Origin of the sequence: Micromonospora phaseoli (assembly GCF_900109115.1) — a bacterium.
Lineage (GTDB): Bacteria > Actinomycetota > Actinomycetes > Mycobacteriales > Micromonosporaceae > Micromonospora > Micromonospora phaseoli.
On sequence record NZ_FNYV01000004.1, the window covers coordinates 258,710 to 271,577 of the forward strand.

12 protein-coding genes are annotated in these 12,868 nt (G+C 71.8%); 8 read left to right on the plus strand and 4 right to left on the minus strand.

Going from position 1 to position 12,868, the window contains the following annotated elements:
• The first annotated feature begins 52 nt into the window (after window positions 1-52).
• The 5 genes from BMY89_RS12715 (at window position 53) to BMY89_RS12735 (ending at window position 6,581) form a co-directional block, all read left to right on the plus strand.
• Window positions 53-967 carry a RecB family exonuclease gene (locus tag BMY89_RS12715; protein ID WP_092379833.1) on the plus strand — a complete coding sequence of 305 codons (915 nt, stop codon included), beginning with the start codon at window positions 53-55 and terminating at the stop codon, window positions 965-967.
• Window positions 968-1,045: 78 nt separating this feature from the next.
• Window positions 1,046-2,248 (plus strand): sensor histidine kinase, encoded by a 1,203-nt coding sequence (locus BMY89_RS12720; RefSeq protein WP_092379835.1) that lies wholly within the window; start codon window positions 1,046-1,048, stop codon window positions 2,246-2,248.
• A gap of 50 nt (window positions 2,249-2,298) precedes the next feature.
• A complete protein-coding gene (locus BMY89_RS12725; protein ID WP_092380349.1) occupies window positions 2,299-2,982 on the plus strand; it encodes a response regulator in 684 nt (227 codons plus the stop codon).
• 282 nt (window positions 2,983-3,264) lie between these two features.
• Window positions 3,265-4,032, plus strand: coding sequence for an ABC transporter ATP-binding protein (locus BMY89_RS12730; RefSeq protein WP_092380350.1), 768 nt, complete (start codon window positions 3,265-3,267; stop codon window positions 4,030-4,032).
• Window positions 4,032-6,581 carry an ABC transporter permease gene (locus tag BMY89_RS12735; protein WP_092379837.1) on the plus strand — a complete coding sequence of 850 codons (2,550 nt, stop codon included), beginning with the start codon at window positions 4,032-4,034 and terminating at the stop codon, window positions 6,579-6,581. Before BMY89_RS12730 ends, BMY89_RS12735 begins: the two co-directional genes overlap by 1 nt.
• Before the next feature lie 120 nt (window positions 6,582-6,701).
• On the opposite strand, the gene BMY89_RS12740 is transcribed toward BMY89_RS12735, so the two are convergent.
• Together BMY89_RS12740 and BMY89_RS12745 are read right to left on the minus strand one after the other, a co-directional pair.
• Window positions 6,702-7,349: an HAD family hydrolase gene (locus BMY89_RS12740; RefSeq protein ID WP_092380352.1), complete on the minus strand. Its 648-nt coding sequence runs from the start codon at window positions 7,347-7,349 to the stop codon at window positions 6,702-6,704.
• Window positions 7,350-7,449: 100 nt separating this feature from the next.
• Window positions 7,450-8,187, minus strand: a complete 738-nt coding sequence (locus BMY89_RS12745; RefSeq protein WP_092379838.1) for a neutral zinc metallopeptidase — start codon at window positions 8,185-8,187, stop codon at window positions 7,450-7,452.
• Between the two features lie 221 nt (window positions 8,188-8,408).
• On the opposite strand from BMY89_RS12745, the gene BMY89_RS12750 reads away from it, so the two are divergent.
• Both BMY89_RS12750 and BMY89_RS12755 read left to right on the plus strand, forming a co-directional pair.
• A complete protein-coding gene (locus BMY89_RS12750; RefSeq protein ID WP_232521317.1) occupies window positions 8,409-8,798 on the plus strand; it encodes a YciI family protein in 390 nt (129 codons plus the stop codon).
• On the plus strand, window positions 8,798-10,156 hold the full coding sequence (locus BMY89_RS12755; protein WP_092379842.1) for an RNA polymerase sigma factor: 1,359 nt from the start codon (window positions 8,798-8,800) through the stop codon (window positions 10,154-10,156). Before BMY89_RS12750 ends, BMY89_RS12755 begins: the two co-directional genes overlap by 1 nt.
• A 136-nt stretch (window positions 10,157-10,292) precedes the next feature.
• On the opposite strand, the gene BMY89_RS12760 is transcribed toward BMY89_RS12755, so the two are convergent.
• Both BMY89_RS12760 and BMY89_RS12765 read right to left on the minus strand, forming a co-directional pair.
• On the minus strand, window positions 10,293-11,018 hold the full coding sequence (locus tag BMY89_RS12760) for an NADPH-dependent F420 reductase (RefSeq protein ID WP_092379844.1): 726 nt from the start codon (window positions 11,016-11,018) through the stop codon (window positions 10,293-10,295).
• Window positions 11,019-11,045: 27 nt separating this feature from the next.
• Window positions 11,046-12,077 (minus strand): LLM class flavin-dependent oxidoreductase, encoded by a 1,032-nt coding sequence (locus tag BMY89_RS12765; protein ID WP_092379846.1) that lies wholly within the window; start codon window positions 12,075-12,077, stop codon window positions 11,046-11,048.
• Window positions 12,078-12,243: 166 nt separating this feature from the next.
• Here BMY89_RS12765 and BMY89_RS12770 point away from each other — a divergent pair, with 166 nt between their 5' ends.
• Window positions 12,244-12,732 (plus strand): MarR family winged helix-turn-helix transcriptional regulator, encoded by a 489-nt coding sequence (locus tag BMY89_RS12770; protein WP_092379848.1) that lies wholly within the window; start codon window positions 12,244-12,246, stop codon window positions 12,730-12,732.
• The last annotated feature ends 136 nt before the right edge of the window (window positions 12,733-12,868 follow it).

A 12,868-nucleotide genomic window follows, 5' to 3' on the forward strand; every position in this document is an offset into this window, starting at 1 on the left:
ACCGGTGCGGCGGCGGCCGTCCTGTCACACCGGTGCCCTAACCTTCCGGGGCATGACGGCGGATCCGGTGATCACCCAGCAGGCCCCGACTCCGACGCAGCTGCCGGCGACGGTGCGGGCCTCGCTGTCGCCCTCGCGGGCGGCGGATTTCAAGACTTGCCCGCTGCTCTACCGGTTCCGCAGCATCGACCGGCTGCCCGAACGGCCCACCGTGGAGCAGGCTCGGGGCACGCTGGTGCACGCGGTGCTGGAGCGGCTGTTCGACCTGCCGCCGTCCGGGCGCACCCCGGACGCTGCCGGTGACCTCGTCGCTCCCCAGTGGGACCGCCTGGTCACCGAGCAGCCGGAGCTGGCCGGGGTCTTCTCCGGCGACTCCCCGCCGGCCGTGGCGGACTTCCTACGCTCCGCGGCGGCCCTGCTCGACGGCTATTTCGCGGTGGAGGATCCGCGCCGGCTGGAGCCGACCGAGCGGGAGAGCCTGATCTCCGCCGTCGTCGACGACGAGTTGCTGATCCGGGGCTACCTCGACCGGCTCGACGTCGCCCCGGACGGCGCGCTGCGGGTGGTGGACTACAAGACCGGCGGCGCACCGCGCGAGGCGTTCGAGGCCCGGGCCCTGTTCCAGCTGAAGTTCTACGCCCTGGTGCTGTGGCGCACCCGGGGCGTGGTGCCCCGGGTGTTGCGCCTGCTCTACCTCAAGGACGCCGAGGTGTGCGACTACAGCCCCGACGCCGAGGAGCTGATGCGTTTCGAGCGCACCGTGGTGGCACTGTGGCGGGCCATCGAGCAGGCCACCGCCGCACAGGACTTCCGGCCCCGACCGAGCCGGCTCTGCGACTGGTGCAGCCACCAGGCGCTCTGCCCCAGCTACGGCGGCACCCCGCCGCCCTTCCCCGATCAGGCTGCCGTGCCGGGCCCGCTGCGCGACGCCCGTTCCCGCCCGGCGTCTCCGGGCTCCGACGAGTAGGCGCTCTCATCCCCGGGGAGGAGAGCAAGTCACCGGCTAAGACGATCTTTCGACAGCACGGGCGGCTAGCGTCGTGGCGTGGGTACGGAGCTGAGGGAGTGGCTGCGCGGGCGACCGTTGGCCGGTGACGCGTTGCTCGCCGCCGGGCTGGTCCTGGCGGAGGTGCTGTTCACCCTGCTGACCCCACGGGAGTTCTGGCCCCGGCCGCTGCCGACGGCGCTCGGTTGGAGCGTGCTGTGCGCGGCACCGGTGGCACTGCGCCGAGTGGCGCCATGGCCGGCCGTGCTGGCCGCGCTGGCGACCCTGGCGCTGCCCGTCACGATCGAGGTGGCGCCGACGACACAGAGCCTCACCTTCGTGGTGCTCACCTACACGATGGCCGCGTTCCGGCCGGTGCGATCGGCTCTGGTGGCGGCGGTGGCGTTGTGGGCGCCGGTGGCGGCGGTGAACACCATGGCGCCGCCGGAGGACGTTCCGCAGCTCAGCACCGCCTTTCTGGTGGTGAACAACCTCCTGGTGGGGATCGTGTCGTTCTCGGTGGGCCGTACGGTGCACGCCCGACGGTCCTCCACCGAGGCGCTGCGGGAGCGGGCGCGGACCGCCGAGGCCAACCAGCGGGCCCTGGCCGAGCAGGCGGTCGCCGACGAGCGGCGACGGATCGCCCGGGAACTGCACGACGTGGTGGCGCACCATGTCAGCGTGATGGGGGTGCTGGCCACCGGGGTGCGACGGGTGCTGCGCCGCGACCTGGACGCCGCCGATGAGGCGATCGGCACCATCGAGGAGACGAGTCGGGCGACGCTGCGGGAACTGCGTCGGCTGCTCGACGTGCTGCGTACCGAGGCGGAGCCGGCGGCCGAACTGGCGCCGCAGCCGGGCATCGCCGGTATCGAGGCGTTGACCGAGCAGGTCCGCGAGGCCGGGCTGCCGGTGACGCTGACCGTGGAGGGCACCCCGGGGCCACTTGAGGAAGGGGAGGCCCTGACCGTGTACCGGATCGTGCAGGAGGCGTTGACGAACGCGCTCAAGCACGCCGGTACGGCCACCGCGCAGGTGCGGGTCAGCTTCGTCGGCAGCGCCGTCGAGGTCGAGGTCACCGACACCGGCCGAGGGCCGTCGCCCGACACCGACCGGATCGGGCACGGTCTGGTCGGGATGCGGGAGCGGGTCGGCCTCTACGGTGGGGTCCTGCGCACCGGCGGGCGGACCGGCGGCGGCTACCGGGTGTACGCCCGGATACCGGTCGAGCCCCTGGCCGACGGCGGCAAGGTGGTCCGGTGAGCGAACATTGATGTGGTGCCGTGAACGAGGCGGCGAGGGTGGAGGATCAGATGGCCGACTCGGCAGGTACCCGGCCGGTGCGCATCCTGCTCGCCGACGACCAGCCGCTGCTGCGTACCGGTTTCCGGATGGTGCTCGGCGCGGAGGCCGACCTGGACATCGTGGCCGAGGCGGGCGACGGGGTGGAGGCGGTGGAGTTGTCCCGCCGGCTGCTGCCGGACGTGGTGCTGATGGACATCCGGATGCCCCGGATGGACGGGGTGAGCGCCACCCGGGCCATCGTCGACGCCCGGTTGCCGGTGCGGGTGCTCATCCTGACCACCTTCGACCTCGACGAGTACGTGGTGGGGGCGCTGCGGGCCGGGGCGAGCGGGTTCCTGGCCAAGGATGTGCCGGCCGAGGACCTGGTCACCGCGATCCACACGGTGGCCGCCGGTGACGCGGTGGTGGCGCCCCGGATCCTGCGGCGACTGCTGGACCGCTTCGCCGACGCCCTACCGGATCCGGCGGCGGCGCCTCCGAAGGCGCTCGGCACGCTGACCGAGCGGGAACGGGAGGTGCTCGTGCAGGTCGCCCGGGGGTTGTCCAACGCCGAGATCGCCCGGGCGTTGACGGTCAGCGAGACCACCATCAAGACCCACGTGGGCCACGTGTTGACCAAACTCGGGCTGCGTGACCGGGTGCAGGCGGTGGTGCTGGCGTACGAATCAGGTCTGGTCCGACCTGGGACGTAACGCCAGCGTTGCATCCGTCACCTACCGTGACGACCTGCGGTGGAAATCGGTTGACCCTCACGCGACGGCAACGTCCAGGATGACCGGGCCCGCCGGGGGCACATCGCCGACGGGTGCCGGAGTCGGGGACAACCCTGACTTCGGTTGGGGGGGTACCCGCAGCCGGAAATCCGCTCCGACTCCGCCCGGAGTCGGACGGATCGGCGGTGGGCAGCACAGATGATGGACTCGCACCGGACCAGCGGGGGCGGTGCGATCAGACGCGACGGAGAGGTACGTGACGTGACCGCTACGACAGGCCAGCCGGCATCGGCCGCAGCCCGGGCGAGCGACGTGTGGAAGGTGTACGGCAGCGGCGAGGCGCAGGTCATCGCGCTGCGGGGGGTCAGCGCCGAGTTCGAGCGCGGCCGGTTCACGGCGATCATGGGCCCGTCGGGCTCGGGCAAGTCGACGCTGATGCACTGCCTGGCCGGGCTGGACACGGTGACCCGGGGGACGGTGCAGGTGGGCGACACCACGGTCACCGGTCTCGGTGACTCGGGTCTGACGAAGCTGCGCCGGGACAAGGTCGGCTTCATCTTCCAGCAGTTCAACCTGCTGCCCACGTTGACTGCCAAGGAGAACATCCTGCTGCCGCTGTCGATCGCGGGGCGCAAGCCGGACCCGGCCTGGTACGACGTGGTGATCGACACGGTCGGCCTGCGGGACCGGCTGGGCCACCGGCCGGCGCAGCTCTCCGGCGGCCAGCAGCAGCGGGTGGCGTGCGCCCGGGCCCTGGTGGCCCGCCCCGAGGTGATCTTCGCCGACGAGCCGACCGGTAACCTGGACTCGCGTTCGGGCGCGGAGGTGCTCAACTTCCTGCGCAACTCGGTCCGCGAGCACGGGCAGACCATCGTCATGGTGACCCACGACCCGACCGCGGCCGCGTACGCCGACCGGGTGGTGTTCCTCGCCGACGGGCAGATCGTCTCCGAGTTGATCGAGCCGACCGCCGAGACGGTGCTGGACACGATGAAGAAGCTGGACACTCCGGCCGAGGTGGCCGGCTGATGTTCCGGGCGACTCTGAAGAGCCTGCTGGCCCGCAAGATCCGGCTGATCCTCTCCGGCCTGGCCGTGGTGCTCGGCGTCATGTTCGTCTCCGGCGCCTTCGTACTCACCGACACCCTCGGCCGTTCCTTCGACTCACTCTTCGCCGACGCGTACGCCGAGGTCGACGTCAACGTGGCCGGCAAGCCGAAGCTCCAGATCAGCGAGTTCGAGGGCGAGCAGCTCGCGCCGCCGTTCTCGGCGACCGCGGTGGAGACGGTGCGGTCGGTGCCCGGGGTGGCCGAGGCCACCGGCGTGGTGGTCACCGACGGGGCTCGCCTGATCGGCAGCAACGGCAAGGTGGTCACCTCGTTCGGACCGCCGCAGTTGGGCGGCAACTGGACCGGCGAGAGCGACCTGGTGCAGCTGCGCGAGGGCCGGGAGCCGCAGGCCGACGACGAAATCGTGATCAACAAGGGGCTGGCGACCGCCGGCAAGGTGGCGCTCGGCGACCGGGTGGGCGTGCTCACCCTCGAGCCGCGCAAGGACTTCACCATCGTCGGCATCTTCGGCTACAGCGGTGACCGGGACTCCCTCGGCGGCACCAACGAGGTCATGTTCACCACACCCGTCGCCCAGCAGCTGATGCTCGGCGAACCGGACGTGTTCAACAACGTCGTGGTCACCGCCGCCGCGGGCGTCTCCGACGACGAGCTGCGCGACTCGGTGGCCACGGCGCTGGGCGACGAGTACGTGGTCAAGACCGGCGAACAGCTCTCCGCGGACGCCGCCGCCGGGCTGAAGGAAGGGCTCTCGTTCTTCAACCGGATCCTGCTCGGCTTCGCCGCGGTGGCGCTGCTGGTCGGCACGTTCCTGATCCTGAACACTTTCTCGATCATCGTGGCGCAGCGCACCCGGGAACTGGCGTTGCTGCGGGCCGTGGGCGCCAGCGGCAAGCAGATCATCGGTTCGGTGGTGCTGGAGGCCATCGCCGTCGGCCTGATCGCCTCGGTGCTCGGTCTGGCCGCCGGCATCGGGGTCGGCGCGCTGCTGGCGTACCTGTTCGGCAACCTCGCCGGTGGGCTGGCCCTGGCCGGGGTGGCGGTGCCACCTGCGGCGGTGATCGGCGCGTTCGGCGTCGGTCTGGTGATCACCGTGGTGGCGGCGCTGCTGCCGGCGCTGCGGGCCGCGCGGATCCCCCCGATCGCGGCGATGCAGGACGTGGCCACGCCGGACCGGCCGCTGACCAAGGTCACCGTCGCTGGCGCGCTGGTCACCGCGATCGGCGCCACGCTGCTCTTCCTCGGCCTCGGCGGGTACGCGGGCGGCAGCACGCTGGCCGCGATCCTCGGCGGCGTGCTCTTCGCGTTCATCGGGGTGGCCCTGCTGACTCCGCTGATCAGCAAGCCGGTGGTGGCGGCGCTCGGCGCGGTCTTCTCCGGCTGGGTGCCGGGCAAGTTGGGTCGGCTCAACTCCGGCCGCAACCCACGCCGCACGGCGATCACCGCTGCCGCACTGATGGTCGGTATCGCCCTGGTCACCGGCATCACGGTGATTCTCGACTCGGCCAAGAGCAGCATCAGCGGGCTGGTCGAGGAGAACGTCACCGCGGAGCTGGTGATCGCGGGGGTGCAGAGCGGCCCGCGCCCGCCGAGCTTCGACCCGGCCGTGCTGGACGAGACGAAGGCGATCCCCGGGGTCCGCATGGTCGACGGCCAGTACGGCGACATGGCGCTGGTCGGCGACGAACGCACCTGGGTGGGGGCGGTCACCGAGCCGGCCGCGATGCGGCAGATCTACGGGGCCACCGCCACCGCCGGCGACATCGACCGGCTGGCGGCCGGCCAGATGCTGATCAGCTCGGACACGGCCGAGTCGCGCGGATTGTCGGTCGGCTCGACGCTGCCGGTGCAGTTCGCCCGCGGTGACTCGCAGACCTACACGGTCACCGGCATCTACGAGAGCTCGCCGATCTTCGGCGGGGTGATCCTGCCGGCTGAGGCGGCCCGCAACTTCAGCATCACCCAACCGATCCAGGCCTTCATCCAGCTCGAACCGGGTGCCCAGGTGGCCGATGTGCAGCCGCGCGTCGAGGCGCTGCTGGCGGACAGCCCGGAGGTGTCGGTGGCCGACCAGCAGGCGTTCATCGAGGAGCAGACCGGCCAGCTCGACGGCCTGCTCCAGATGATCCAGATCCTGCTGGCACTGGCCATCGTGATCGCCGTGCTCGGCATCATCAACACCCTGGCGCTGTCGGTGCTGGAGCGGACCCGGGAGCTGGGCCTGCTGCGCGCCATCGGCCTGCGACGGTCGCAGACCATGGGCATGATCACGGTGGAGGCGGTGGTGATCTCGGTGTTCGGCGCGCTGCTCGGCGTGGCCGTGGGCGCCGGTCTCGGCGCCGCGGTGGTCGAGGCGCTGCGGGACGAGGGAATCACCACGCTGGTGCTGCCCTGGGGCCAGATGGGCGTCTTCCTCGGTCTGGCCGCGCTGATCGGCGTGGTCGCCGCGGTCCTACCGGCGATCCGGGCCGCCCGGATCAACGTCCTGGGCGCCATCGCCCACGACTGAGATGCAAGGAAGGGCCCCCTGTCAACGCCTAGCGTTGTACAGGGGGCCCTTCTTAACGCCTCCGGCACCCAAGGCGGCAACGTGGTGCGCGCACGGGGCGGCACGGGGGTGGTGCCGGCGTCAGACGGACGTCCGGCCCAGCAGCCCGGCCAGCAACGCCAGGTCCGCCGAGAGCAGGCTCTCCAACTGGTGTACGCCGTCGCGGGGCGCGAGCGGCACCTCCGCCGGCACGGCCAGTACCGCCGCCCCGGCGGCGACCGCGCTGGCCACCCCCGTCGCCGAGTCCTCGATCGCCACACACCGGTCGATCGGTACGCCGAGCCGCCGGGCGGCCGTCAGGTACGGCTCGGGGTGCGGCTTGGTCGAGTCGACCTCGTCACCGCAGACCACCACGTCGAAGCTGTCCCGGCCCAGGGTGTCCAACGCGATCTCGACGAGCGCCCGGCCGCTGGAGGTGACCAGGGCGGTCGGGATCCGTGCCTGCCGTACCGCCCCCAGCAACGCCAACGCGCCCGGCCGCCACTGCAGGCCGGTGCGGAACAGCTCCAGGATCCGGGCATTGATCCACTCGGCGCTGACCTGCGGATCCCGGTACGACTGGCCCAGGTCGTCGTGCAGGATCCGCATCGAGTCGGCCATCCCGGTGCCGATGATCGCCCGGCGCGCGGCGGCGGAGAGCACGCCGCCGTACGCCTCGGCGAGCTCCTGCAGGGCAACGTCCCACAGTCGCTCGCTGTCGACCAGGGTGCCGTCCATGTCGAAGAGCACGGCGGCCGGGTGGGCGCTGCTCACCGGATCCTCCTCGGTTCGGGTACCCGGTGAATCCTGTCAGCCCACGACCGCGACGCGCCCGGCACAGTGACCTTTCTCAACCGAGATCGCAGGCGGACAGGGACCGCTCGTAGCCCCGGAAGAAATGCTCGGCCCGCTGCTCGGGGGTGCCGTGCGAGCCCTCGGCGAACCATGGCTGACTCGGATCGTCGCCGACGGCCAGCAGGCCCTCGTTGAACTCCTCCAGGTCGCCCTCCTCAAGGGTGAGCGTGCCGGCGCGCACCGAGTCACCGAGGAACGCCCCGGCCATGCAGTCGGCCTGCAGCTCCTGCTGGATGGTGAAGTTGTAGCGGATGCCGAGCCGGGTCTGGATGCCGTGTGCGTACTCGTGTGCGAGCAGGTAGAACACGAACGCGTCGCCGATCTGCCGGAACGCGCCGAAGGACCAGTTGATGTCGTACGCGATGTAGTCGCTGACGGTGCAGTAGACGGCGTTGTTACGGGGTACCTCCTGTCCACCGCAGGTGACCTCGCCGTCGCGCTGATAGGTGATGACCTGCCGGATCGGGCGGAACGACTGCCCGGAGGCGCGGAACTGTGCGGCCCAGTACTGCTCGGCGAGCCGCTGGGCGTCGGCCATGTCCTGCTGGAACTCCTCGACCGTGTCGGTGCCGTCGGCCCGGGTCACCTCGGCGCTCGGCGACGCCGGTTGCCGTTGCTCCGTCGGATCCGCCGGCTGGCCCACCGGCTCCACCATGCACGCGGCCGCCGCCACCAGCGCCACCGCCAGGCCGGCGAGCCTTCCCTGGCGCCGTCCTCGCCCACCTGCCCCCACCGTCGTGCCTCCCGCGTTGATGCCACCCAGTACCCCGACGGTAGGACCGTCAAGCCCGTTGCCGTCTGGTACGCCTTACCGACCCCTCCGGTTCACCGGCACGCATAGGGTCACCACGAAAAGCGCGACGAACTGTGTCCGGAACGGGCAGCCGGCTCCGACGTCCCCGGTGGCCGGGTACCAGAGCGGTACCGGCAGGAGAGGAGACACCGGTGAAATACATGATCATGTTGTACGGCTCGCAGCGCGACTACGACGCGATGGCCGGGCAGGCCGGCGACCGGCCGGCGATGTCGGCGCAGGAGGTGGCCGCCATGCACGCCCACATGGGCAAGGTGCACCAGAACCTGGCCGACGCCGGTGAACTGGTCGACGCCCAGGGTCTCACCGCGCCGGTGCACGCCCGGCGGATCCAGCTGCGGGACGGGGCGCCGGTGGTCACCGACGGGCCGTACCCGGAGACGCAGGAGGTGCTCGCCGGGTACACGGTGGTGGAGTGCGCCAGCTACGACCGGGCCGCCGAGATCGCCGCCAACTTCGTCGACCCCGCCACCCCCGGCCAGTACGTCGACATCCGCCCGATCGCCGAGGGCATCGACGAGCTCGTCTGATGGGTGAACCGGCCGTCGAGGACCTGCTACGTCGACTGGCGCCGCAGGTCCTCGGCGCGCTCGTGCGCCGCTACGGGCACTTCGACACCGCCGAGGACGCCACCCAGGAGGCGCTGATCGCCGCGGCCACCGGCTGGCCGCGCGACGGCGTACCGGACAACCCGAGGGCCTGGCTGATCACGGTGGCCGCCCGGCGGCTGACCGACCTGCTCCGTGCCGAGCAGGCCCGCCGGCGCCGGGAGGACACCGCTGGCCGATGGCTGCTGGCCGAGTGGCGGCTACTGCCGGCGACCGACCGGGCGGCCGACGCCGACGACACCCTGATCCTGCTGCTCCTGTGCTGCCATCCGGCGCTGCCGCCCGCCTCGCAGATCGCGTTGACCCTGCGGGCGGTGGGCGGGCTGAGCACCATCGAGGTGGCGCGGGCGTTCCTGGTGCCGCAGGAGACGATGACCCGACGGATCAGCCGGGGCAAGCAGCGGATCCGCGAGAGCGGCCTGCCGTTCGCGATGCCCGCGCCGGCCGAGCTGCCGGCGCGCCTCGCGGTCGTCCTCCGGGTGCTCTATCTGATCTTCAATGAGGGGTACGCGAGCACCTCCGGCCCGGGACTGCTCCGCGCCGACCTGTGCGCCGAGGCGATCCGGCTGACCCGACTGCTGCACCGGATGCTGGCCGACGGTACGGCGGCATCACCCGACGGTACGGCGGCATCACCCGACGGTACGGCGGCATCACCCGACGGTACGGCGGCGTCGCCTGCCGGGGTCCGGCCCGACGCGCCGGCAGCAACGCCCGGCGCGGAGGAGGTGACCGGGCTGCTGGCGTTGCTGCTGCTCACCGACGCCCGCGCGCCGGCCCGCACCGGGCCGCACGGCGAGTTGGTGCCGATGGCCGAGCAGGATCGCTCCCGCTGGCGGGCCGACCAGATCGCCGAGGGCGTCGCGCTGGTCGCCGACGTACTGCCCCGGGGCCGGCCCGGGCCGTACCAGGTGCAGGCCGCGATCGCCGCGCTGCACGACGAGGCGCCCAGCGCCGAACAGACCGACTGGCCGCAGATCGTGGCCCTGTACGGCGTGCTGCGACAACTCGACGGCAACCCCCTCGTGGCGCTCAACCACGCCGTCGCGGTGGCGATGACCGAGGGGCCCGACGCCGGGCTGGCCCTGGTCGACCGGGTGACGGCCGACGGGCGGTTGGCGCGGGATCCGAGGCTGCCCGCCGTACGCGCGCATCTGCTGGAGCGGCGCGGCGATGCGGTGGCCGCGCGCGCCGAGTACCGCGTGGCGGCGGCCCGGTCGACCAACCTGGCGCAGCAGCGCTACCTCAACGCCCGCGCGGACCGCCTCCCCGCCGACTGACCCGCACCCAGGCGACGGCCGCCGCCGCACGGCGGCGCACTGGATGATCGACGGCCGGCGTGGCTGTCGACTCGCGGGCAGACACGCACGGCTGGACGACAGCGCGCGGGCGCTGCCCGGTTGGCGCACGGTCGCGTCAGGACGGGTCGCCTGCCGTGGGGCGGGCGCGGCGGGCCTCGGCCACGGCTCGGCCATGCGGGGACTCGGGGAAGCGGTCGAGCAGGGCCGTCACCTCTTCGGCGGTGAGGTCGGCGCCGAAGAGGTCGGCGCCGGGCTGTAGGCGGATGCCCTCGGCGAGCGGGCCGGCGACGACCGGATCGAAGCCGAGGGCGTCGACGAGGGCGGCGACGGCAGCGAGGTCGCCGGCCGCGTCGCCGGCGATGGCGATGGCCTTGCGTCCGGATTCGCCGGCCGGTCGTGCCTCCTCCTCGAGATCGTGGTAACCCATGTGGTTGAACGCCTTGACCACCCGCGAGTCGGGCAGGAACGCCTGGACCATCTCGCTCGACGAGGTACGCGGGTCGGTCAGGTCGTCGCGGATGCCGTCGACCTCCCACCAGTAGTTCATCGCGTCCACGACCAGCTTGCCGCGCAGCGCCTCCGCCGGGACGGTGCGGTACCTGCCCAGTGGGAGGGCGAGAATCACGATGTCGGCGCGGGTCGCGGCGTCGGCGGCGGTGGTGGCGACCGCTCCAGGCGTGAGTACCTCGACGGTCAGGGCGATCTTGGCAGGGTCGCCGGAGCCGGCGACCAGCACCCGGTAGCCGGCGGCGACGGCGAGGCGGGCGAGCACGGTGCCCACCTTGCCGGCGCCGAGGATGCCGAGGGTGGTCCGAGGCTCGGGTTGGCCGGTGTCGTCCATGTCATCCTTCCCGTCTCCGATGCCGTCTCAGCGGGCCAGAATGTCGCGGACCATGGGGATCACCCTGGTGCCGTAGAGCTCCACGGCGCGCAGCCGGGCGCTGATCGGCTGCGAACCCGCGGTGTAGATGAGATCGAACCGGCCGACGCCGAGGCTCCGGATCGCGTCGGCGATCCGGCGGGCGACGGTCTCCGGGGAGCCGACGTAGAGGGAACCGCGCTCGACCTCGGCGTCGAACTCCGCCCGGCGGATCGGCGCCCAGCCGCGCAGCGCGCCGATCCGGTCACGCTGCACCCGGTAGCGCGGCCAGAACACCTCCTTGGCCTCCTCGTCGGTGTCGGCGACGAAACCGGGCGAATGCATCCCGACCGGGTACGCGGTCGTGCCGAGCTGATCGGCGGCCCGCCGGTACAGGTCGATGTAGGGGGCGAAGCGTTCGGGTGTGCCACCGATGATGGCGAGCATGAGCGGCAGGCCGTGTCGGGCGGTGCGGATGACCGACTGCGGCGAGCCGCCGACCCCGACCCAGGTGGCCAGGCGTCCCGACTCCGTCTTCGGGAAGACGTCGGCCTGCTCGAGTGGGGCGCGCGTGGTGCCCTTCCAGGTGACCGGCGTTTCGTCGAGCAGCTTGACGAAGAGATCGATCTTCTCCTCGAACAGCACGTCATAGTCGCCAAGGTCGTAGCCGAACAGCGGGAAGGACTCGGTGAACGATCCGCGGCCGAGGATGACCTCGGCACGGCCGTGCGAGAGCGCGTCGACCGTGGCGAAGCGCTGGAACACCCGGACCGGGTCGTCCGAGCTCAGCACGGTCACTCCCGAGCCGAGCCGGATCCGCGACGTGCGCGTGGCGATACCGGCCAGCACGGTCTCGGGCGTCGACACCGAGTACTCCGGTCGGTGGTGTTCACCGAGGGCGATGGCGTCGACGCCGACCTCGTCGGCCAGTACCGCCTCGTCGACGACCTGCCGGATGGCGGCGCCGTACGAGACGAGCGCGCCGGAGTCGTCCTCGGGTACGTCGCCGAAGGTGTCGAGGCCGAACAGGAGGTCAGACATGCGAGGACTCCTTCCTGAGCAGTTCCCGGCGCCGAGTGGAGAATTCTTCGGTCGTCACGGTCCCTTCCTCCCCGATTTCCGGCCGCCGACTCGCGCCGTCCGCACAGCCGATGATTGACACGTCAATAACGTATCATCTAGTTGACGCGTCAATCAGGAGAGCTGCATGACGATGGACACACCGGTGCCGCAACGACGGGGACGCCGACTGCCGACCACGGAGGAACTGCGCGTCTGGCGCGACTACATCGAGACCGCGGAGACGCTGCGACAGCAACTCGCCGCCCAGCTCCAGCGCGACTGCTCGCTGTCGCCCGCCGACTACGTCGTACTGCTCGCCCTCAGCGAGGCCCCGGAGCAGCGGATGCGCTCCTCCCAACTCGCCGACGCCGCCGGCTGGACCCGCAGCCGCCTCTCCCACCACCTCGCCCGGATGCAACGGCGCACGCTCATCCACCGAGAGGAGCCCGCCGACGACAGCCGGGGAGCCGACGTCGTGCTCACCCCCACCGGCGCCCAGGCCTTCCACGGCGCCACCGTTCCCCACCTGCGCGCCGTCCGGGAGATCTTCGTCGACGCACTCACCCCGGAACAGTTGGCCGCCGCCGGCGACATCGCCGCGACGCTGCGCGCCCACCTCGGCACCACCCGCTAGTGCGGTGTCCCCGGCACCACCCACCCAGCCGGCGCAGGCGATGACGACTATGACGTGACGAAAGGCTGGCAGCTACTTCGAAAGCGCGTTGCCGATGAGGGTGAAACGGCGCAGGCGTACGGGTCGACCGTCAGGG